The sequence below is a fragment of the Paraburkholderia sp. BL6669N2 genome (assembly GCF_003387275.1).
In the GTDB taxonomy this organism is placed as follows: Bacteria; Pseudomonadota; Gammaproteobacteria; order Burkholderiales; family Burkholderiaceae; genus Paraburkholderia.
In genome coordinates this window covers 3,321,145-3,339,189 of sequence record NZ_QUNA01000001.1, presented here as the reverse complement: position 1 = coordinate 3,339,189, position 18,045 = coordinate 3,321,145, and the positions used below count along the sequence as shown (strand labels likewise).

The following is an 18,045-nucleotide window of genomic DNA, read 5'->3' as shown; positions in this document are numbered from 1 at the left end:
GCGAGCCGGAAGGGAAGGTGAGAGGAAGGTGAAAACCCGCGCCGCTCAGTTGACGAGCGTCGGAATGTTGGTGAGCGTCTGGCGCAGATAGTCGAGCATGGTCGTCAGCATCCACGGACCGGCGATCACCATCGTGACGGCGATCGCGAGCAGTTTCGGAATGAACGACAGCGTGCTTTCGTTGATCTGCGTGGCGGCCTGGAACAGGCTCACCACCAGACCGACCACCAGCGCGACCAGCAGCAACGGCGCGGCGAGCAGCAGGCCGATATACATGGCCTGGTGCGCGAGCGTCATGACGGATTCTTGATTCATGGCGTTGGGACCGGAAGCGTGAAGGGCATGGGCGCGGTTAGAGCGCGCGCTAAACGAAGCTCTGTGCAAGCGAGCCGAGCAGCAACTGCCAGCCATCCACCAGCACGAACAACATCAATTTGAACGGCAGCGAGATGGTCGCGGGCGACACCATCATCATACCCATCGACATCAGCACGCTCGCCACCACCATGTCGATGATGAGGAACGGGATAAAAATCGTGAAGCCGATCTGGAAGCCGGTTTTCAGTTCGCTCGTCACGAACGAGGGCACCAGCAGCGACAGGGGCACGTCTTCCGGACCTTGCATCGGCGCGGCGTGCGAGATGCGGGCGAACAGCGCGAGATCGCTTTCGCGGGTCTGGCGCAGCATGAATGTCTTGAACGGAGCGAGGCCGCGGTTGACGGCGGTCTCCATCGGCATCGTGCCATCGGAGAACGGTTTGTAGCCGTCGGTATAGGCCTTGTCGAGCACGGGCGACATCACGAACAACGTGAGGAACAGCGCGAGTCCGACCAGCACCTGGTTAGGCGGCGTCGTGCTCGTGCCGAGCGCCTGGCGCAGCAGCGAGAGCACGATGATGATGCGCGTGAAGCTGGTCATCATCAGCACCATGGCCGGCAGGAACGACAGCATCGTGAGCAGCAGCATCGTCTGCACGCTCAGCGAGTAGGTCGTGCCGCCGTTCGGGCCAGGGCTCGTGTTGAAGGCCGGCAAGCCGGCGGTCTGCGCGAACGACAGGGTCGGCAGCGCGAGCATCAGCGCCGCTAGTGCGATCGGGGCGACAGGCGCCGCGCGGCGCGCAGCCGAAATCACTTTCGAAGTGGTGCTGGACATGCGAGCGGATTGCGCGTGACGCGCGGAAGAAAGACTGAACTGCATTACCGAACCCCGCCGCCTTGCCCGTTGAAACGTTTGCCCACTTCGCCTTTCAAAGCGTCGCGAAACCGTTGGCCGAAGGTGCCCGGCAGTGCCATGCCCGGCGCCGGTGTGCCTGCCGGAGCGGGGTGCGTGGCGCCGAGCGGATCGAGGGCAGCCGTACCTGCCGGCATCGTGTGAAGCAGACGGACGTTGCCGGGCGCCGTGCCGAGTACGAGCCACGTATCGCCGATCTCGACCACCGCGACCCGCTCCTTGCCGCCGAGCGAAGCGCCGCCGATAGTCTTCACGAGACCGCCGCGGTTTGCCGGCTGCAAGCCGAAGCGGCGAGCGAGCCATGCACAACCGAACACCAGCCCGATCACGACCAGCAGCCCGACGATGGTTTGCAGCACCGCACCGACGCCGAGCGCCGGAACAGCAGAACCCGCACCGACGCCCGAGGCGATCTTCGCGGCGTTGTTGACCGCATTCATGTCTGCTGCCTGAGCAACGGGCGTTGCGAGCAGCGCGACCAGCGAAGCTGACGCCCATGAGGCGGCAGCCGCGACGTTCGCCACCCGTGCAGCGCGCTTCAGAACAGTGCGCGACACGGCGCGGCCGGCGACGCATTTCATCGATTCAACTTCCGGATACGTTCGGACGGCGTGATGATGTCGGTCAGACGGATGCCGAACTTGTCGTTCACCACTACCACTTCGCCCTGTGCGATCAGGCAGCCGTTCACCAGCACGTCCATCGGTTCGCCGGCCATGCCGTCCAGTTCCACCACCGAACCCTGCGCGAGCTGCAGCAGGTTGCGGATCGCGATCTTGGTGCGGCCGAGCTCGACGGTCATCTGAACAGGAATGTCCAGGATCATGTCGATGTCGTTGCGCGTCGTGGTCGGCTCGACTTTCGACAGCGGCTGGAACACGCCCGCTGTCGTCGCGCTGACTTCGGAGTTGTCGTTCTGCTCGGCCAGTGCGCTGGCCCAGTCCGCCATCGCCGCTTCGTCTTCGGCAGCGGCTGCGTCGGCCGCGACTTGCGGCGCGGCAGCGGCCAGTTCGGCCTCAGTCTTTGCGTTCAGGTCACTCATATCCACCTTCCTTCATCGTTTCGGCTGCGCTGATCATCTTCTGGACCCGCAACGCATACTGACCATTGAAAATTCCGTAGCCGCATTCCATCACCGGCACACCATCGACTTTCGCCGTGATGTGTTCGGGAATGTTGATCGGCAGAACATCGCCTTTGCGCATGTTCAGGATCTGTTCGAACGTGATCGGCACCTGCGCGAGGTCGGCCGTCAGTTCCACTTCTGCTGCCTGCACCTGCTGCGACAGCACGCGGACCCAGCGGCGGTCGACTTCGAGCGCCTCGCCCTGGATCGGCGACGAGAGAATGTCGCGGATCGGTTCGATCATCGAGTACGGCATGCAAATATGCAGCGTGCCGCCCGTCGAGCCGAACTCGATCGAGAACTGCGTGACGATGACGATTTCGTTCGGCGTCGCCACGTTGGCGAACTGCGTGTGCATTTCCGAGCGCACGTATTCGAACTGCAGCGGACGCACGCTTTTCCACGACGCCGCGTAGTTGTCGAACACCAGATTCAGCAGCTTGTTGATGATGCGCTGCTCGGTCTGCGTGAAGTCGCGCCCTTCGACGCGGGTATGGAAACGCCCGTCGCCGCCGAACAGGTTGTCGACCACGAAGAACACCAGGTTCGGATCGAACACGAACAGCGAGGTGCCACGCAACGGCTTCACGTGGACCAGGTTCAGGTTGGTCGGGATCGGCAGGTTGCGCGTAAATTCGCTGTACTTCTGCACCTTCACCGGGCCGACGGAGATTTCCGCCGAGCGCCGCATGAAGTTGAAAATACCCACACGCAAGAGGCGCGCGAAGCGGTCGTTGATGATTTCCAGGCCGGGCATCCGGCCGCGGACGATGCGTTCCTGCGTCGCGATGTTGTATGAGCGAACGCCCACACGATCGGTCTGCTCGGCTTCCGAATCGGACTCGCCGGTTACGCCCTTGAGGAGGGCATCGACCTCCTCCTGGGACATGAACTCTTCGTGGCCCATTCCTTATTCCTCGTGCGTCCCGTGGCGGTTGATGATGGCAGCGCTGATTAACGTCACGACCGGCGTCACTGCACGACGAATTCGGTGAACAGCACGTCCTGGACATGGATCGGCGCGGCGCCCTTGTCGGTCGGTTGCTCGATCAGCGTGCGCAGTTCCGTGGCGAGGGCGCGCTTGCCTTCGAGCGGCGCGAGTTCGTCAGGGTGCTTGTTCGAGAGTGCGAGCAGGATGCGGCTGCGCACTTCCGGCATGTGGTCGGTCAGTTCTTGCTGGGTTTTTGCGTCGGCGAGTTTTAGTGTCAGGCCGATGCGCAGGAAATGTTGCTGGCCGTCGTCTGATTGCAGGTTCACGGTCATTGATTCCAGCGGGAAGAATAGCGGTGCTGGAGCCGGTGGCGGTGCTGCTTCAGCCGACGCTGATGTCGGGGCGCGCTTCGACATGAAGAACCAGACGCCCGCGCCTGCTGCGCCCGCGGCAATGATCGCAATCAGCACGATCAGGATGATGCGCTTCATCGGGCCGGGGGATGCCGGCGCGGCTTGTTGAGGTGCGGTCGTGGTTGCCATGAGGTTTGCTTTTCCTGCCTTTAGTGCTGGTGATAGGGATTGTTGTTGATTTGCCTGCGGCGCGATGGGTCGAAAAGAAGGGGGATTGCGGGTTATCTCTTGTTTTTGCTTTCTTGGCCTTTCCTTGAATTCTTTGTGGTCTATTAGCGTTGCCCCTGTGCGGGGCGGCACCTACTTTCTTTGCCGCGGCAAAGAAAGTAGGCAAAGAAAGCCGCTTCACACCGCTAGCTCATAAGCGGGACCCTCGCGCAGTCGCGCTTGTGGTGCATCTGGAATCCGTGCTCTCGCGCACTCGACGTGAGTGACAAGGCAGTCATTCTTCCGGCGGCGCTTCGCGCGCCGTCGCGGTATTTGCCCGCCGCTAGACGCAAATCGGCGCCCTTTGGAGGGCGCCGATCTCATGTCCTACAGATCACGGTGCGGCTTTTGCCCGGCATCACGCGAATGTGTCTACCAGGCCTACCGTGCGACGCACCGGAACGCTGACCGTCGTGCCGATCGCGTCCGTGCTGCCGCCGCCACCGAATGTTCCGCTCGCGCCGCTCGAGCGGCCACCGGAACGGCCGGTGTCGGCGTTCTGCTGCTGGCCGCTCTGGCGCGCAAAGCCGTCGCTGACGCTCGCGCTTCCCAAGCCAATGCCGTTGGATTCCATCGCCTCGCGTAACTTCGGCAGCGCGGCTTCGACAGCTTCGCGCACGGACTGGTGCTGCGATACGAACAACGCATGTGCATGGTTATCGGCAACCTGCAAGACAACCTGTAGCGGCCCCAGATCCTTCGGGTTCAACGTCAGCTCGGCACTCTGTGAATGCGCATTCGATAAGAACACCACCTTCTGACTCAACGCGTCTTCCCAGTCGGTCGTGCCGACCTGCGGTGACAATGTATTCGCCGCTTCCGCCGCGCCGGCGTTGCCCGTGGTCTGGACGGCCGCCGTCGTGCTCGCTGCGCTCGCCGCGGCTTGCGAGGCGGCTAGCGCCGCTGTTGCGGCATCCGTCGCGCTCTTGAAGGACGCCAGATCGCCGGCTTGCGTGCCTCCGGCTGCCGTTGCCGTCAATGTGTCGACCGCCGCTTTTGCCGCAGCGGATGGGTCGGCTACGGTTGTCGCCGTCGTCATGGCAGTTTTTGATGCGGTCGAGCCCTTGCCGTCGCCGAACAGCCCGGCCGCCAAAGTCTTGCCGTCGGCGGTTTCCTTCAGCCCTGCGTTCGTGCCGGCCAAGCCGTTTGCCGAGGTCGCGGCGTTCGCGGCCGCGCCGCTCGCCAATGCTTGCGCGGGAACGCCCTGGCCGTTCGCCAACGCGGCCAGCGCCGCCTGCAACGCGTCTTGCAATGACTTTGGATCGGTGGCGGCGGTTTTCTTGCCCGGCGTGCCGCCGGTCGTGGCGTCGGTGGTCGTGCCAGGCTGCGCGGTCGCAGCATCGGTCGGGGCCGTAGCCGGGTCGGTTATGGACGGCGTATTGGCATTGTTCGCGTCGGCCTGAGCTTGGGCCTGTGCCTGAGCCTGGGCTTGAGCGGCAGCCGCTGCCGCCGCGGTGCCCGCGTCGGTCTGGCTCGTCGTGTTGCCGGTTTTCGTCGGCGTGGCGTTCGTCTTGTCGGTCGAAGCCTGTTGCGTGTTGTCCGACGAAGCCGCGGACGATGCCGAGTTCGTCGGCTTGCCGGTGTCCTTGCTGCTTGCGTCGTCCGCGCTCTTCGGCGCGGGGTCGGCCGGCGGCGGCGCGTCGTGTACGCTCGACGAAGACGATCCAGAAGGCGCCGCGGCCTGCTGCTGCTGGCTTGCGCTCAGCGCAGCCGCGCTGTTCTGCTGGTCGATGCTCTGCTGCAAGGTTTGGGAGAACGGTTTGGCATTCGCCGCAGCGGCCATGGCCGCGCTGGTCGATGTGCTGCTGGCGGAGCCGAGCAGCGAGCCAATCTGTGAAAGAAGCGACATAGGGAATCCTGTCAATCGGTCAAACGAGGTGTTCAGTCAATCGAGACGGCGCCCGTGCGCCTGATGCACGTCACGCGCCTTCGGCGCGCATCCTCAGAATCCGGGCGGCGTGTTCGTCGGCGTCGCGCTGATCGCGCCGCGCCGTGGTTTTGGCTTCGGCTGCTTCGCCGCGCGCCTGCAGCACTTCGTACGAGCCGAGCTTCTGCTTCTGACGCTGCCAGTCGGGCTTGGCGGCCTCGACGCGCGCATTGGCCGTCACCAGCAGGTTGCGCTGCTGCTCGATGGCGGCGTCGAGCGTGTCGATGAATGCCTGGAAATTGCGCATGTTGCCCGCAGGCATGCCGGTCTGGGCAGTCGCGGTGAAACGCGCGTGATATTCGTCGCGGTACTGGACGAGGGCGTCGAGCTGCGACTGCACGTCGTTGCGCTCGCGCTGCGCGCGACCCAGACGTTGCGCGGCGGCATCCACATCGTCCTGCGCAAGGCCGATAAGTGTCTTGATCGGAAAGTGTTTCGCCATCGTCAGCCTCCTTGGGCAAACAGCGCGTCCAGCATCTCGAGACTCGGTTCAAAGTTCGCGCACTCGCGAAAACCTTGCTGCAAAAATGCTTCCATCCGCGGATACAGCGCGATGGCGCGGTCGAGCAGCGCGTCGCGCCCGCTCGAATACGCGCCGACGTTGATCAGATCGCGGTTGCGCTGGTAGCGCGACAGCATCTGCTTGAACATACGCGTCTTGTCCAGATGGTTATCGTCGATCAGCGCGGTCATTGCCCGGCTAATCGACGCTTCGATGTCGATGGCCGGATAGTGACCCGCTTCAGCCAGCGAGCGCGACAGCACGATGTGGCCGTCCAGAATCGCCCGCGCCGAATCGGCGATCGGGTCTTGCTGGTCGTCGCCTTCAGTCAGCACCGTATAGAACGCGGTGATCGAGCCGCCGCCCGCCGGACCGTTGCCGGTGCGCTCGACGAGCGCCGGCAGCTTGGCGAACACCGAAGGCGGATAACCCTTAGTGGCCGGCGGCTCGCCCACGGCGAGCGCGATCTCGCGCTGCGCCATCGCGTAACGGGTCAGCGAGTCCATCAGCAGCAGCACGTGCTTGCCCTGGTCGCGGAAATATTCGGCGAGCGAGGTCGAATACGATGCGGCCTGCATGCGCAGCAGCGGCGAGACGTCGGCCGGCGCGGCGATCACCACGGAGCGCGCCAGGCCTTCCTCGCCGAGAATCTGTTCGATGAATTCCTTCACTTCGCGGCCGCGTTCGCCGATCAGGCCGATCACGATCACTTCGGCGCTGGTGTAGCGCGCCATGGTGCCGAGCAGGACCGATTTACCGACGCCCGAACCGGCGAACAGCCCCATGCGCTGGCCACGGCCCACGGTCAGCAACGCGTTGATCGCGCGCACGCCGACGTCGAGCACCTTGTGAATCGGTTCGCGGTTCAGCGGATTGATGACCGGCGCGGACAGCGGGGCGTCGGCGTGCGCGCCGAGCGGGCCGAGTCCGTCGAGCGGACGGCCGGACGCATCCAGCACACGGCCGAGCAATTCCCAACCGACCGGCAGACGTTTGGCGCCCGCCATCGGATCGGCGATCGGCGCGCTTTCCAGCGGAAAAACGCGCGCGCCGGGGAGAAGGCCGATCACTTCGGTGGTCGGCATCAGAAACAGTTTGTCGCCGGAGAAGCCGACCACTTCGGCTTCGGCCATGGGCAGCGAGCTGCCTTGCGGCAGTTCGATCATCACTTCGGCGCCCACGGAGAGGCGCAGGCCTACTGCTTCGAGCACGAGGCCGGCGGCGCGCGTCAGACGTCCGCAGGCGCGCATCGGCTTGGCGATCGCGTTGCGTGCGCGCAGTGCGTCGAGGCGGCCGCGCCAGGCTTGCATGTGCGGATTGCTGTCGAGCGCGGGATCGTAAGGCGGGTGAGCGATAGCGGCGGAAGCGGGGCTCGCGGCGGCGGCAACGCGGCTCGCTGCGCCGACCGTCGCCGGATGGGCATGCGCCGGATCGCGCAAGGCGGCTTCGATTGCCGCGACCGCAGCGGCGGCGGGCGTCACCGCCGGTTCTTCCGCGAGCGCTTCAGCGCCGAACGACGCCAGCGCCAGTTCACGTTCGAGCGGCGTCAGGTCGCTGGCGCGGATTTCTTCGAGCGTCGGCTTCACCATGTGCTCACCTTGCCGAGGGCGGCAGCCACCCGCTCCCAGCGCGTGTCGATGCCGGCGTCCACTTCGCCGGTGTTGGCTTGCGCGCGGCAGCCGCCGCGCTCGACCGCCGGGTCGGTACGCACGGTCCAGCCGCGCGTTTGCAGTTCTTCCATCAGATAGGCTTCGACCACCGGCAGATCGGCGGGACTCACGATCAAAGCCGGCGCGCCGACCAGCGTAGGCTCGGCGGAGAGCACCTCACGCGCGGCGGCGATCAGTGCGGTCGGATCGTGCTGTACATGCTGGCGCACCACCTGTTGCGCGATGTCGAGTGCGAGCGCGACCAGCGTCTCCGAAATCGCACCTTGAGCGCCGTCGAGCGCTGCCTTGAAGGTTTCGGCCAGCGCCGCGAGCCGTGCGGCTTCTTCGCGCGCTTCGCTCTGGCCTTGCTCGAAACCTTGCGCGTGACCTTGCTCGTAACCGGCCTGATAGCCGAGTGCCTGACCGGCCACGTGGCCGGATGCGATGCCTTGCGCATGCGCGGCGTCGCGCAGACGTTCGAGTTCGGCTTCGAACGCGCCGTCGTCGACTTCGGGTTCGGGCGGTGCCGGCGGCACCGGATCGAACGAGGCCATCTCCCAGCGCTGGTAGGCCGAGAGGCGTTCCTTCGCTGCGGAGTTCTGATCAGACATATGCATCTTCGGCCTTGCCGCCTAGAACGATCTGGCCGCCTTCGGCCAGGTTGCGCACAATCTGCAGGATGCGGCGTTGCTGCGTCTCGACTTCGGAGACGCGCACCGGACCGCGCGCGTCGAGGTCTTCGGCGAGCAGTTCGGCAGCACGCTGCGACATGTTCGACAGGAACTTCTGGCGCAGCGCGGGCGGCGCGCCCTTCAGCGAGATGATCAACGCCTCGGACTCGACTTCCTTCAGCAACAGCTGGATCGCGCGGTCTTCCAGATCGAGCAGGTTCTCGAACACAAACATCTGATCAATGATCTTCTGCGCAAGTTCCGCGTCGTACTGACGAACGTTCTCGATAACGCCTTCTTCATGGTTGCTCGACATGAAGTTGAGAATTTCCGCCGCCGTGCGAATGCCGCCCATCGGGCTGCGCTTGAGGTTGTCGCTGCCGGACAGGAGGCCCGTCAGCACGTCGTCGAGTTCGCGCAGCGCGGCCGGCTGGATGCCGTCGAGCGTCGCGATCCGCAGCAGCACGTCATTGCGCAGCCGTTCCGTGAAGCAGGCGACGATTTCCGACGCCTGATCGCGGTCCAGGTGAACGAGAATCGTCGCGATGATCTGCGGATGCTCGTTCTTGATGAGTTCGGCGACCGCCGCGGAATCCATCCACTTCAGGCCTTCGATACCGCTGGTATCGCTGCCTTGCAGAATGCGGTCGATGATCGCGCCGGCCTTGTCGTCGCCGAGCGCCTTGGTCAGCACCGAACGGATGTACTCGTTCGAATCCAGCGACATGCCGGTGTGCTGCTCGGCCTCGCGCACGAACTCCTGCAGGACTTCGTCGACCTGCTCGCGGGTCACGCTCTTCAGTGCGGCCATCGCGACGCCGATCTTCTGGACTTCACGCGGCCCGAGGAACTTGAACACCTGCGCGGCTTCTTCCTCGCCGATCGACATCAGCAGGAGCGCGCTCTTCATTACGCCTTCAGCGCTCATCGGACACCCAATTTTTCACGACGGTTGCAACGATCTTCGGATCCTGGCGCGCGATGCTGCGCGCGAATTCCAGGTTCCGCTCATATTTGTGCTTGGCGCTTTCGAGCGCGAGCAGTTCGCTGTCGGTTTCCAGTTCGGCGACCGAGCTGCCAATCGCGCCCGCGCGCTCGGCGGCGGGAATGCCATCCAGCAGGATTGGTTCGTCCGGCGACGCCAGCGCCGCGGCGGCAACCGGCTCCGGCGGCGGGAAAGCGCGGCGCAGCGCCGGCTTCACCATCACGAAGTAAAGGAACAGGGCGACCGCGCCGATGCCGAGATACGTGGCGATCTGCTTGGCGAGCGCGATCATGTCCGGGGTGCGCCACCACGGCAGGTCGGCGTTCGGGTCGAGTTCGGTGCTGAACGGGCTGTTGACCACGTTGACCGAGTCGCCGCGCGCCTGGTCGAAGCCCATCGCGTCCTTCACGAGCTGATTGACCTGCGCGAGCTTGTCGGCGGTGACCGGCTGCATGGTGGCGTGGCCCTTGCCGTCGAGCACGCGCAGATAGTTCACCACCACCGCCACCGACAGACGCTTGATGCCGCCCATCGGTTGTTCGAGGTGGCGCACCGTCTTGTCGAGTTCGTAGTTGGTGGTCGAGTCCTTGCGATCGCTGACCGGCGTGGTCGTCACGCCGCTCGCGCCGTTGGGCGCGTTGATCGGCGCCGACGCGGGCTGCGGCGGCTGGTTCGACAGCGCGCCCGGCACGCCCGAGGCCGCGCCTTGCGACATTTCCGTGGCGGTGCTCGATTGCTGGCTGCGGATCGCCGCCTGTTGCGGGTTGCCGTTCGGGCCGTAGTTTTCCGAGGTCTGCTCGCTGTGCGAGAAATCGATATCGGCGCTGACCTGTGAATGCGCGTTGCCCGAGCCGAACAGGGGCGCGAGAATCGCGTCGATGCGCTGCTGGGTGCTGCGCTCGATCTGCTGGCGATACTTCAGTTGCGAGGCGTCGAGCCCGCTGCCGGTGGACGGTTGCGTCAACAGGTTGCCGTCCTGATCGAGGATGGTCACGCCCTTCACCGGCATATCCGGCACCGCCGACGACACCATGTGCGTGATCGCCATCACCTGGCCTTCGTCGAGCGCGCGGCCAGGGTAGAGGTTCACCAGCACGGAGGCGGACGGCGCTTCCTTGTCGCGCACGAACACGGAAGGTTTCGGAATCGCCAGATGCACGCGCGCCGACTTCACCGACGAAATCGACTCGATCGTGCGCTCCAGTTCGCCTTCCAGCGCGCGCTGATAGTTGATCTGTTCGGCGAACTGGCTGATGCCGAACTTCTGGTTGTCCATCAGTTCGAAGCCGACCGAGCCGCTCTTGGGCAAGCCTTGCGAGGCCAGACGCAGACGCATTTCATGCACCTGTTCGGCCGGCACGAGGATCGCACCGCCGGCGTCGGAGAACTTGTATGGGATGTTGGCGGCCTGCAGCGCCGTGATGATGGCGCCGCCGTCGCGGTCCGACAGGTTGCTGTAGAGCACCTTGTAGTCCGGCGCCCGCGACCACAGGAACAGCCCCGCCACCACGGCGACCAGCAGCGCCACCGCGAATATCAGCGGAGCGCGCGGGTTGCCGCGCATTTGCGCGAGGCCTGACAGGCGCTGACCGAAGTTGCCGCCGAGGTTGCTCCCCAGCCCGCCAAGGTCCGCTGCGCCGCCGGCCTGGCCGGCACCGGCCGCGCCGGCGCCAGGCTGCGCGCCGGCGAGGCCCATGCGGGCGTCGGGGTTGATCAAAGAGTTGGCTGACGAATCCATGCGTCGGGTTTCTCCGGGATGCCTTTTGCGTTCTGCCCGCTGCCGCGCCGAGGGTCGGCGGGCGCACGGACAGAGACTTTCACCCTTGAAATTATCCGCAGCGCGGCCCAACCCGATTGCTTGAATAGAGCCGGGTTTCCCCCCTAGTTTCGGGGCTTTCCCGTATGGCCCGCTGCTATGCTTTCATCCAGATCGGTACGGTTTGGCATGCCGGTCTTCCTTCCCTGGAGAAAACATGACTTTCCCCGTGAACGCGCTTTCGTCGGCGCTGCAACAGATGCAGTCGATGGCGGCGCAAGCGGCCGGCGGCAGCAATTCGGTCGCTGACACGTCGGGCGCGGCGACGCCCACCGGCTTTGCGTCGGCACTGAAAGCCTCGCTGGATAAGATCAGCGGCGATCAGACCAAGGCGGTCGGCGAATCGCAGGCGTTCGAGCTCGGCTCGTCGAACGTGTCGCTAAACGACGTGATGGTCGACATGCAAAAGGCCAACGTGGGCTTCCAGTTCGGCCTGCAGGTGCGCAACAAGCTGGTGTCCGCCTATAACGACATCATGCAGATGTCGGTGTGAGCGCGACTCGGGCGGCAACGCTGATCCGGCCGCCCGAACGCGTGCGAACCGTGTGCCCGGCGCGGGCTGCGGCATTTGGCTCCTTAATCCTCCTTGCACTGGCCTAAAGCTTTCCCGCTGCCTATCCGATAACCAGGTACAGGCAAAAATCGGGTGCCGCAACGTGCCCGGATGGGGTGCCACGACCAACCGCAGTGCAAGACAGGAGGAGCGCCGATGTTTTCCCCAGGACACTCTGGAGCCAATGCGTACGCACGCGTCGGCGTCGAGACAGGGGTGATGGGCGCGAGTCCGCATCGTCTGATCGTGATGTTGTATCAGGGCGCAAGGCAAGCGATCGCGCAGGCGCGCATGCATTTGCAGCAGGGCAATGTGTCGGCGCGCGGAGAGGCGGTCGGCAAGGCGATTCAGATCGTCGAAAGCGGGCTGCAGCAATCGCTCAACCTGGAGGCGGGCGGTGAGATTGCGGAGCGGTTGAACGCGCTGTATAGCTATATGTCGCGGCGGCTGCTCGAAGCCAATATAAAACAAAGCGAGGCGATGCTGGTCGAGGTGGATGGTCTTCTGGCCACACTCGAAGAGGCATGGATCGGGATTGCCCCGGAGATCGCGCGGATGGCAGCCCAGCCCGCCGCGGAAAGCATGAGATGACATCGAACGCAGAATACTTCGCCCGTTACGAGGCGATTGCAGCGATTTCCTGCCGCATGCTGATAGCTGCCCGGCGCGCGCTGTGGAACGATCTGGTCCACCTGCAGGAGGAATACCGCCATCTGGTCGAGGCGTTGAGCGACGCGGAAACGGGCGTGAAGCTCGACGAAGCGGAGCGTCTGCGCAAATACGCGCTGATCCGTCAGATACTCGCCGACGACGCCGCGATCCGCGATCTGGCGAATCCGCGCATGGTCAATCTGTCCGCGCTGTTCGCCGGACGGCCGACACGCGTGCTCAAGGAACTGTACGGCGCGCGCTGAGTTGCGCCGCGCGCGTTCAGAGGCGCCTCTATTTATCCGGCTGACTGACTTTATTTGAGCGCGACGCCGCCAATGTGACCAAGGAATCGGCATGAACGGGATCGACACGACTGTCGCTTCGGTGCTCGCGAGCCGGATCGATAGTCTGCTCAATATCGCGCCAGGCAGTGCGGCCGCTTCGCAGGCCGGCACGGCGGGCGTCGAAACCGCGCCGACCATGCCGGCGCTCATTGAGACGCCCGCGCCGCAGCCCTCCGCCCAAACCGCGCTGTCCGCCGTCGCGCTCACGCTCAATGCGATCGTGCGCTCGGGCGGCGAGGCGACGCCCGCCGTGATCGGCCAGACGCCGATCTGGCCGGCCGCGCCCGCGCTCGATGTGGAAATAGGCGCGTCGCCGCTGTTCGCTACGTCCTCTGCTGCGACGGCTGCCACCGCATCCGCCGACAATCCCAATGCCGCTGCCACCGCGGCCAGCGCCAATGTCGCGGCGGCCCAGGTGCCGGTCGCGGCGCTCGCGGCCGCGCTCGAACAGACCGTCGGCGATAGCGGACTCTTTTATGAAGCGCATCTCGCGCAATGGCTGGCGGGCCAGCGTTCGCCCGCTTCGCTCGCCGGCGAGGCGCAAAACAAACTCGTCGCGGCTGCCGCGCAACTGCCGCTCGATTGGGTGAACGACAGCGGCGAAACGTCGCCCGCTAATCCGTCCGCCCGGCAGGGCATGGGTGCGGCGCCGAAAGGGTTCTCGAACGGTGGCGCGCAAGACGCGGGCGCCGCCGCTCGCGGGATGCCTTCGATCCCCAACGCGCAAACCGCGCGTTTTGTGGCCGGCGAGGTGCTGGCCAGTTCCCTGTCCGATCTGAACGGCCAGCCCGCGCATGCGAGCCTGCACGGCGCGACGGCGCAAACCGTCGACGGTGGCGCCTCGCAGAATGCTCAGTCGATGGCCGCCGCGGTTCATCCCGCGACGGTGCCGTTGGTGCGTCAGCAGCTCGATCTGCTCGCGACCGGGCAGTTTCGCTGGACCGGCGAAGCATGGCCGGGCGCCAAGCTCGACTGGACCATCGAACAGGAAGGCGACGAATGGGACCGCAGCGGCGGCGGCACCGCGAGCGAGGACGACCAGCCGTGGCGCACGCGCCTGACGCTATCGCTGCCGACGCTCGGTACCGTCGATGCGGAATTGACGCTGACTGGCACGCGGCTCGTCGCGCGCGTGCAGGCGAGTCCCGGCGGCGCCGCGCGTCTTGCGATGCAGGGCGAGAGCTTCCGCCAGCGGCTCGCGGCGGCGGGCATCCAGTTGAATGGCTTGACGATTCGCGAGATCGGCGGCGGCGCGCCCGCTACCGCAGCGAATGGCGCGGGCCCGGCGGCCGCTCAGGCTGCGGCGTCGGCGTATGCGCGGTCGGCTTCGGCGGGCAGTTCGGCGGAGGCGGGCGGTGCGGCCGGCTCGGCAACGAACCGGACAGCGGGCGTGCGCCGTCGCACCGCGGCCACGCCGCTCGACGATTTCGATTGGGACATGTGATGAGCCGCAAACATCGCCGCAGCGCGGCCGCGCTCGTCTACGACGCCCAAGGCAGTGATCCCGCGCCGCGTGTGATCGCCAAAGGCTACGGGGTGCTGGCCGAGATGATCGTGCAGCGGGCCAAGGAAGCCGGCCTGTATGTGCACGAAGCGCCCGAAATGGTCTCGCTATTGATGCAGGTGGATCTCGACGCGCGCATTCCGCCGCAGCTTTATCAGGCGGTGGCGGAAATGCTTGCGTGGCTGCATCGGCTGGAAAGCGGCGCCGAGAATGAGCCGCCGGCAGCCGCGAGCACCGACGCGCCGGATGTCATCGACGTGGTGGCCACCGAAATCGAAGGCGGCCCGGCGACGCGCTGAGCGTCAGAACCGCATCATCAGTTTCAGCAGCGCGTTGACCCGTTTGCCGTACGGCGGCGAAATCCATCCGCGGGCGTTCAGACGCGCCTGCGTCAGCACCGGCTTCATCTTCGAGAACGTCACGAAGCCTTCGTAGCCGTGATATGCGCCCATGCCGCTCGCGCCGACCCCGCCGAACGGCAGACTCTCGCACGCAAGATGCATCAGCGTCTCGTTGATCGCCATGCCGCCGGCGATGGTTTCGTGCGTCACGCGTTCGATGGTGGCGGCGTCGTCGGCATACAGATATAGCGCGAGCGGACGCGGCCGGGCGTTGATCCACGCGATCGCGTCGTCGAGCGTGTCGTAGGGCACGATAGGCAGCAGCGGCCCGAAGATTTCCTCCTGCATCAGCGCGGATTCGTCCGGCGCGTTGGTGACGGCGATCAGCGGGAAGCGGCGGCTCGTTGCATCGGGCGAACTGTCGGTGAGCGAGTGCAGCTGCGCGCCGGCGGCCTGGGCTTCGTCGGCGAGACGCTCCAGCCGCGCGAAGTGGCGCGCCGAAATGATCGACGTGTAATCCGGATTGCCAGCGAAGTTCGGGTACATCTTCGCCATCCGCGCGCGTGCTCGTTCGACGAACGCCTGCTCCTTGCCGCGCGGCACCAGCACGTAGTCCGGCGCGATACAGGTTTGCCCCGCGTTGAGCGTCTTGCCGGCGACGAGGTTGTCCACCGCGTTGTCGAAACGCGCATGCGCGCCGATGATGGCGGGCGACTTGCCGCCCAGTTCGAGCGTGACCGGCGTCAGATGCTCGGCGGCGGCGCGCATCACCTCGTGACCGACCTTGGTCGAGCCGGTGAACAGCAGGTGGTCGAAGGGCTGCGCGCTGAACGCGGCGGCGAGCGCGGCGTCGCCGTTCACCACCGCGACGTGATCGCGCGCGAAGGTTTGTCCGATCAACTGTTCGAACAGCGCCGAGGTGCGAGGCGTCAGTTCGGACATCTTGATGATCGCGCGATTGCCGGCAGTCAGCGCGCTGACAAGCGGTCCCACGGCGAGCAGCACCGGATAATTCCACGGCACGATGATGCCGATCACGCCCAGCGGCTGCGGCACGACCTTCGCTCGCGCGGGCAGCAGCCATTTGTTGGTGCTGCGTCGTTGCGCTTTCATCCAGCGCTTGCCGTGTCTAAGCGCGCCGTCGATTTCCTCCTTCACCAGCAAGAATTCCGCGAGCAACACTTCCTGTTTCGAGCGATTGCCGAAGTCGGCGTTCATCGCTTCGGCGAGCGCGTCGCGATTGTCGAGCATGACTTTGCGCAGCGTTTTAAGATGCGCGGCGCGCGTCTCCCACGACGGATACGGCGCGCGCAGATAAGCGTGGCGCTGGTCGCGCAGCAGCGCTTCGAGCGCGGCGACCTCCGGCAGATCATTTTTCATGTGTGTCCACTCCCTGATGGATTTGCGCGTCGAATCGCGCTTTTATTGGATGTGCTTCCGCAGCCTCTGCTTCGCAGTCTGTTTGCAAGCGTGCGTGTTTAGCGTCAGGCAGGAAATGCCCGTTCGACGATCGCCGCGTGATCGAACGTGGCCGGCAGCGTGCCATACACGCGGCCGCTTTCGCCGCAGCCATCGGCGAGGCGCGTGGCAATAAACGCCTCGGCCACTTCGCCAGGTGCGTGTTTGAGCAGCAAGGCGGCCTGCGCGATCAGCACGACTTGCTGCGCGATCCGCCTTGCTGAAGCTTCGCGATGCTCGGCCGGTCCATTGAGCGTGGCGGCCAGCTTGCCGAGCGCGGCGCTCAACGCCGGATGCGCTTGCGCGTCCGCCTGCCAGGCGGAGAGCAACGCCTGCGCCGCTTCCGGCTCGCGCTCCATCGCGCGCAGCACGTCGAGGCACATTACGTTGCCGGAGCCTTCCCAGATCGAGTTCACTGGCGCTTCACGATAGAAGCGCGCCATCGGACCGGTTTCGACGTAGCCATTGCCGCCCCAGACTTCCATCGCCTCGCCGGTGAATTCCAGCGCGCGCTTGCAGACCCAGTACTTTGCTGCGGGCGTGACGATACGGCGCCACGCGCGCTCGCCAAGCGAAGTGGAAGCGGCGTCGGTGGACTCTTCGAACGCGCGCGCGAGGCGCATGAACAGCACCGTCGCCGCTTCCGATTCCAGAGCCAGATCGGCGAGCACGTTGCGCATCAGCGGCTGATCGGCGAGATGGCAGCCGAACGCGCTGCGATGACGCGCATGGTGAATCGCCTGCACGAGCGCCGCGCGCATCAGCGCCGCACTGCCGATCACGCAATCGAGCCGTGTGTAATTCGCCATTTCGATGATGGTCGGCACGCCGCGTCCCTCGTCGCCGATCATGATGCCGAACGCGTCGAGGAATTCGACTTCGCTGCTCGCATTCGAGCGATTGCCGAGCTTGTCTTTCAGACGCTGGATCTGCACGTTGTTCTTGCGGCCGTCGGGCGCAAAGCGTGGCACGTAGAAGCACGACAGGCCTTCGTGTTCGTCGGTGCGGCCGAGTACCAGATGCGCATCGCACTGCGGCGCGGAGAAGAACCATTTGTGCCCGACGAGCCGGTAGGCGGCCCCACGGCCGCTGCCGGCGGTGGCGTAGGCGCGTGTCTGATTGCTGCGCACATCCGACCCGCCCTGTTTTTCGGTCATGCCCATGCCGATCATCGCGGAGGTTTTCTGCTTGAGCGGCAGATCGCGCGAATCGTGCTCGCGCGCGTAGAGCTTGTCGCGCAGCGTCGCGAATAGCGCGGGTTCGCGTTGCAACACGGGGATGCTCGCGAAGGTCATCGTCAGCGGGCAGAGCGAACCGGATTCAATCTGCGCATGCAGGAAGTAACCGGCGCAGCGCGCCACCATCGCACCGCGTTGCGGATCGGAAAATGGCAGCGCGTGCAGGCCTTCACGGCGCAGCAGCGAGAGCAGCGTGTGCCACGAAGGATGAAACTCCAGCGCGTCGATGCGCTCGCCGCGCGGACTATGCGTGAAAAGCTCGGGCTCGTGACGGTTGGCCAGTTCGGCGAGCGCCAGCGTCTCGGGCGTGGTGAGCGCCGCGCCGTGCTGCAGCAATGCACCGCGATGCCAACCGGCGCCGTCACGTTCGAGGGCGGCGGACAACGCGGCGTCGCTGGAAAAGAGGTTGTAGTCCGCCAGCGGCGCGACCTGATTGGTCACCTCGTGAGTCTGGCCGAAGCTGTGCTTTTCCATCTGCTGTCTCCGTTCAACGCATGC

The 18,045-nt window shown here is 65.3% G+C and carries 19 protein-coding genes; 5 read left to right on the top strand and 14 right to left on the bottom strand.

The window, feature by feature from the left end; all coding sequences use genetic code 11:
- Window positions 1–45 precede the first annotated feature (45 nt).
- From fliQ to fliF, 12 genes are all read right to left on the bottom strand, one after another.
- On the bottom strand, window positions 46–315 hold the full coding sequence (fliQ, locus tag B0G80_RS15240) for a flagellar biosynthesis protein FliQ (RefSeq protein ID WP_116118502.1): 270 nt from the start codon (window positions 313–315) through the stop codon (window positions 46–48).
- A gap of 49 nt (window positions 316–364) precedes the next feature.
- On the bottom strand, window positions 365–1,153 hold the full coding sequence (gene fliP / locus B0G80_RS15235; protein WP_116119669.1) for a flagellar type III secretion system pore protein FliP: 789 nt from the start codon (window positions 1,151–1,153) through the stop codon (window positions 365–367).
- A gap of 44 nt (window positions 1,154–1,197) precedes the next feature.
- Entirely contained in the window at window positions 1,198–1,812 is a 615-nt protein-coding gene (gene fliO / locus B0G80_RS15230) for a flagellar biosynthetic protein FliO (protein WP_116118501.1), read from the bottom strand.
- A complete protein-coding gene (gene fliN / locus B0G80_RS15225) occupies window positions 1,809–2,273 on the bottom strand; it encodes a flagellar motor switch protein FliN (protein ID WP_106284816.1) in 465 nt (154 codons plus the stop codon). The genes fliO and fliN overlap by 4 nt, the downstream gene beginning before the upstream one ends.
- Window positions 2,266–3,264, bottom strand: coding sequence for a flagellar motor switch protein FliM (gene fliM, locus B0G80_RS15220; RefSeq protein WP_106284817.1), 999 nt, complete (start codon window positions 3,262–3,264; stop codon window positions 2,266–2,268). Before fliM ends, fliN begins: the two co-directional genes overlap by 8 nt.
- 65 nt (window positions 3,265–3,329) lie before the next feature.
- Entirely contained in the window at window positions 3,330–3,830 is a 501-nt protein-coding gene (gene fliL / locus B0G80_RS15215; RefSeq protein WP_116118500.1) for a flagellar basal body-associated protein FliL, read from the bottom strand.
- A 436-nt stretch (window positions 3,831–4,266) separates the two neighbouring features.
- Entirely contained in the window at window positions 4,267–5,757 is a 1,491-nt protein-coding gene (locus B0G80_RS15210) for a flagellar hook-length control protein FliK (protein WP_116118499.1), read from the bottom strand.
- 70 nt (window positions 5,758–5,827) lie between these two features.
- Entirely contained in the window at window positions 5,828–6,277 is a 450-nt protein-coding gene (gene fliJ, locus B0G80_RS15205) for a flagellar export protein FliJ (protein WP_106284820.1), read from the bottom strand.
- A 2-nt stretch (window positions 6,278–6,279) separates the two neighbouring features.
- Window positions 6,280–7,926 carry a flagellar protein export ATPase FliI gene (gene fliI / locus B0G80_RS15200; protein WP_116118498.1) on the bottom strand — a complete coding sequence of 549 codons (1,647 nt, stop codon included), beginning with the start codon at window positions 7,924–7,926 and terminating at the stop codon, window positions 6,280–6,282.
- Window positions 7,920–8,603, bottom strand: a complete 684-nt coding sequence (gene fliH / locus B0G80_RS15195) for a flagellar assembly protein FliH (protein WP_181196671.1) — start codon at window positions 8,601–8,603, stop codon at window positions 7,920–7,922. Before fliH ends, fliI begins: the two co-directional genes overlap by 7 nt.
- Window positions 8,590–9,585: a flagellar motor switch protein FliG gene (gene fliG / locus B0G80_RS15190; protein ID WP_007179928.1), complete on the bottom strand. Its 996-nt coding sequence runs from the start codon at window positions 9,583–9,585 to the stop codon at window positions 8,590–8,592. Before fliG ends, fliH begins: the two co-directional genes overlap by 14 nt.
- Window positions 9,575–11,380 (bottom strand): flagellar basal-body MS-ring/collar protein FliF, encoded by a 1,806-nt coding sequence (gene fliF, locus B0G80_RS15185; RefSeq protein WP_116118497.1) that lies wholly within the window; start codon window positions 11,378–11,380, stop codon window positions 9,575–9,577. The genes fliG and fliF overlap by 11 nt, the downstream gene beginning before the upstream one ends.
- Before the next feature lie 235 nt (window positions 11,381–11,615).
- Here fliF and fliE point away from each other — a divergent pair, with 235 nt between their 5' ends.
- From fliE to B0G80_RS15160, 5 genes are all read left to right on the top strand, one after another.
- Window positions 11,616–11,951, top strand: a complete 336-nt coding sequence (gene fliE / locus B0G80_RS15180; protein ID WP_106284823.1) for a flagellar hook-basal body complex protein FliE — start codon at window positions 11,616–11,618, stop codon at window positions 11,949–11,951.
- A 216-nt stretch (window positions 11,952–12,167) separates the two neighbouring features.
- Window positions 12,168–12,602: a flagellar export chaperone FliS gene (gene fliS, locus B0G80_RS15175; protein WP_106284824.1), complete on the top strand. Its 435-nt coding sequence runs from the start codon at window positions 12,168–12,170 to the stop codon at window positions 12,600–12,602.
- The gene (locus B0G80_RS15170) at window positions 12,599–12,925 is read left to right on the top strand and encodes a flagellar protein FliT (protein ID WP_116118496.1); all 327 of its coding nucleotides are present in this window, start codon (window positions 12,599–12,601) and stop codon (window positions 12,923–12,925) included. Before fliS ends, B0G80_RS15170 begins: the two co-directional genes overlap by 4 nt.
- 91 nt (window positions 12,926–13,016) lie before the next feature.
- A complete protein-coding gene (locus B0G80_RS15165) occupies window positions 13,017–14,450 on the top strand; it encodes a flagellar hook-length control protein FliK (RefSeq protein WP_116118495.1) in 1,434 nt (477 codons plus the stop codon).
- The gene (locus B0G80_RS15160) at window positions 14,450–14,809 is read left to right on the top strand and encodes an EscU/YscU/HrcU family type III secretion system export apparatus switch protein (protein WP_116118494.1); all 360 of its coding nucleotides are present in this window, start codon (window positions 14,450–14,452) and stop codon (window positions 14,807–14,809) included. Before B0G80_RS15165 ends, B0G80_RS15160 begins: the two co-directional genes overlap by 1 nt.
- A gap of 3 nt (window positions 14,810–14,812) precedes the next feature.
- On the opposite strand, the gene B0G80_RS15155 is transcribed toward B0G80_RS15160, so the two are convergent.
- Window positions 14,813–16,231: a coniferyl aldehyde dehydrogenase gene (locus B0G80_RS15155; protein ID WP_116118493.1), complete on the bottom strand. Its 1,419-nt coding sequence runs from the start codon at window positions 16,229–16,231 to the stop codon at window positions 14,813–14,815.
- A gap of 104 nt (window positions 16,232–16,335) precedes the next feature.
- Window positions 16,336–18,021, bottom strand: a complete 1,686-nt coding sequence (locus B0G80_RS15150) for an isovaleryl-CoA dehydrogenase (protein WP_116118492.1) — start codon at window positions 18,019–18,021, stop codon at window positions 16,336–16,338.
- Between the last annotated feature and the right edge of the window lie 24 nt (window positions 18,022–18,045).

Bases quoted from the DNA above. Each gene is read 5' to 3' on its own strand.
- fliG (WP_007179928.1), bottom strand. From the start codon at position 9,585: ATGAGCGCTGAAGGCGTAATGAAGAGCGCGCTCCTGCTGATGTCGATC.
- B0G80_RS15160 (WP_116118494.1), top strand. From the start codon at position 14,450: ATGAGCCGCAAACATCGCCGCAGCGCGGCCGCGCTCGTCTACGACGCC.
- B0G80_RS15150 (WP_116118492.1), bottom strand. From the start codon at position 18,021: ATGGAAAAGCACAGCTTCGGCCAGACTCACGAGGTGACCAATCAGGTC.
- fliI (WP_116118498.1), bottom strand. From the start codon at position 7,926: ATGGTGAAGCCGACGCTCGAAGAAATCCGCGCCAGCGACCTGACGCCG.
- fliJ (WP_106284820.1), bottom strand. From the start codon at position 6,277: ATGGCGAAACACTTTCCGATCAAGACACTTATCGGCCTTGCGCAGGAC.
- fliP (WP_116119669.1), bottom strand. From the start codon at position 1,153: ATGTCCAGCACCACTTCGAAAGTGATTTCGGCTGCGCGCCGCGCGGCG.
- fliM (WP_106284817.1), bottom strand. From the start codon at position 3,264: ATGGGCCACGAAGAGTTCATGTCCCAGGAGGAGGTCGATGCCCTCCTC.
- fliS (WP_106284824.1), top strand. From the start codon at position 12,168: ATGTTTTCCCCAGGACACTCTGGAGCCAATGCGTACGCACGCGTCGGC.
- fliF (WP_116118497.1), bottom strand. From the start codon at position 11,380: ATGGATTCGTCAGCCAACTCTTTGATCAACCCCGACGCCCGCATGGGC.
- B0G80_RS15210 (WP_116118499.1), bottom strand. From the start codon at position 5,757: ATGTCGCTTCTTTCACAGATTGGCTCGCTGCTCGGCTCCGCCAGCAGC.
- B0G80_RS15155 (WP_116118493.1), bottom strand. From the start codon at position 16,231: ATGAAAAATGATCTGCCGGAGGTCGCCGCGCTCGAAGCGCTGCTGCGC.
- B0G80_RS15170 (WP_116118496.1), top strand. From the start codon at position 12,599: ATGACATCGAACGCAGAATACTTCGCCCGTTACGAGGCGATTGCAGCG.
- B0G80_RS15165 (WP_116118495.1), top strand. From the start codon at position 13,017: ATGAACGGGATCGACACGACTGTCGCTTCGGTGCTCGCGAGCCGGATC.
- fliH (WP_181196671.1), bottom strand. From the start codon at position 8,603: ATGCATATGTCTGATCAGAACTCCGCAGCGAAGGAACGCCTCTCGGCC.
- fliQ (WP_116118502.1), bottom strand. From the start codon at position 315: ATGAATCAAGAATCCGTCATGACGCTCGCGCACCAGGCCATGTATATC.
- fliL (WP_116118500.1), bottom strand. From the start codon at position 3,830: ATGGCAACCACGACCGCACCTCAACAAGCCGCGCCGGCATCCCCCGGC.
- fliN (WP_106284816.1), bottom strand. From the start codon at position 2,273: ATGAGTGACCTGAACGCAAAGACTGAGGCCGAACTGGCCGCTGCCGCG.
- fliE (WP_106284823.1), top strand. From the start codon at position 11,616: ATGACTTTCCCCGTGAACGCGCTTTCGTCGGCGCTGCAACAGATGCAG.
- fliO (WP_116118501.1), bottom strand. From the start codon at position 1,812: ATGAAATGCGTCGCCGGCCGCGCCGTGTCGCGCACTGTTCTGAAGCGC.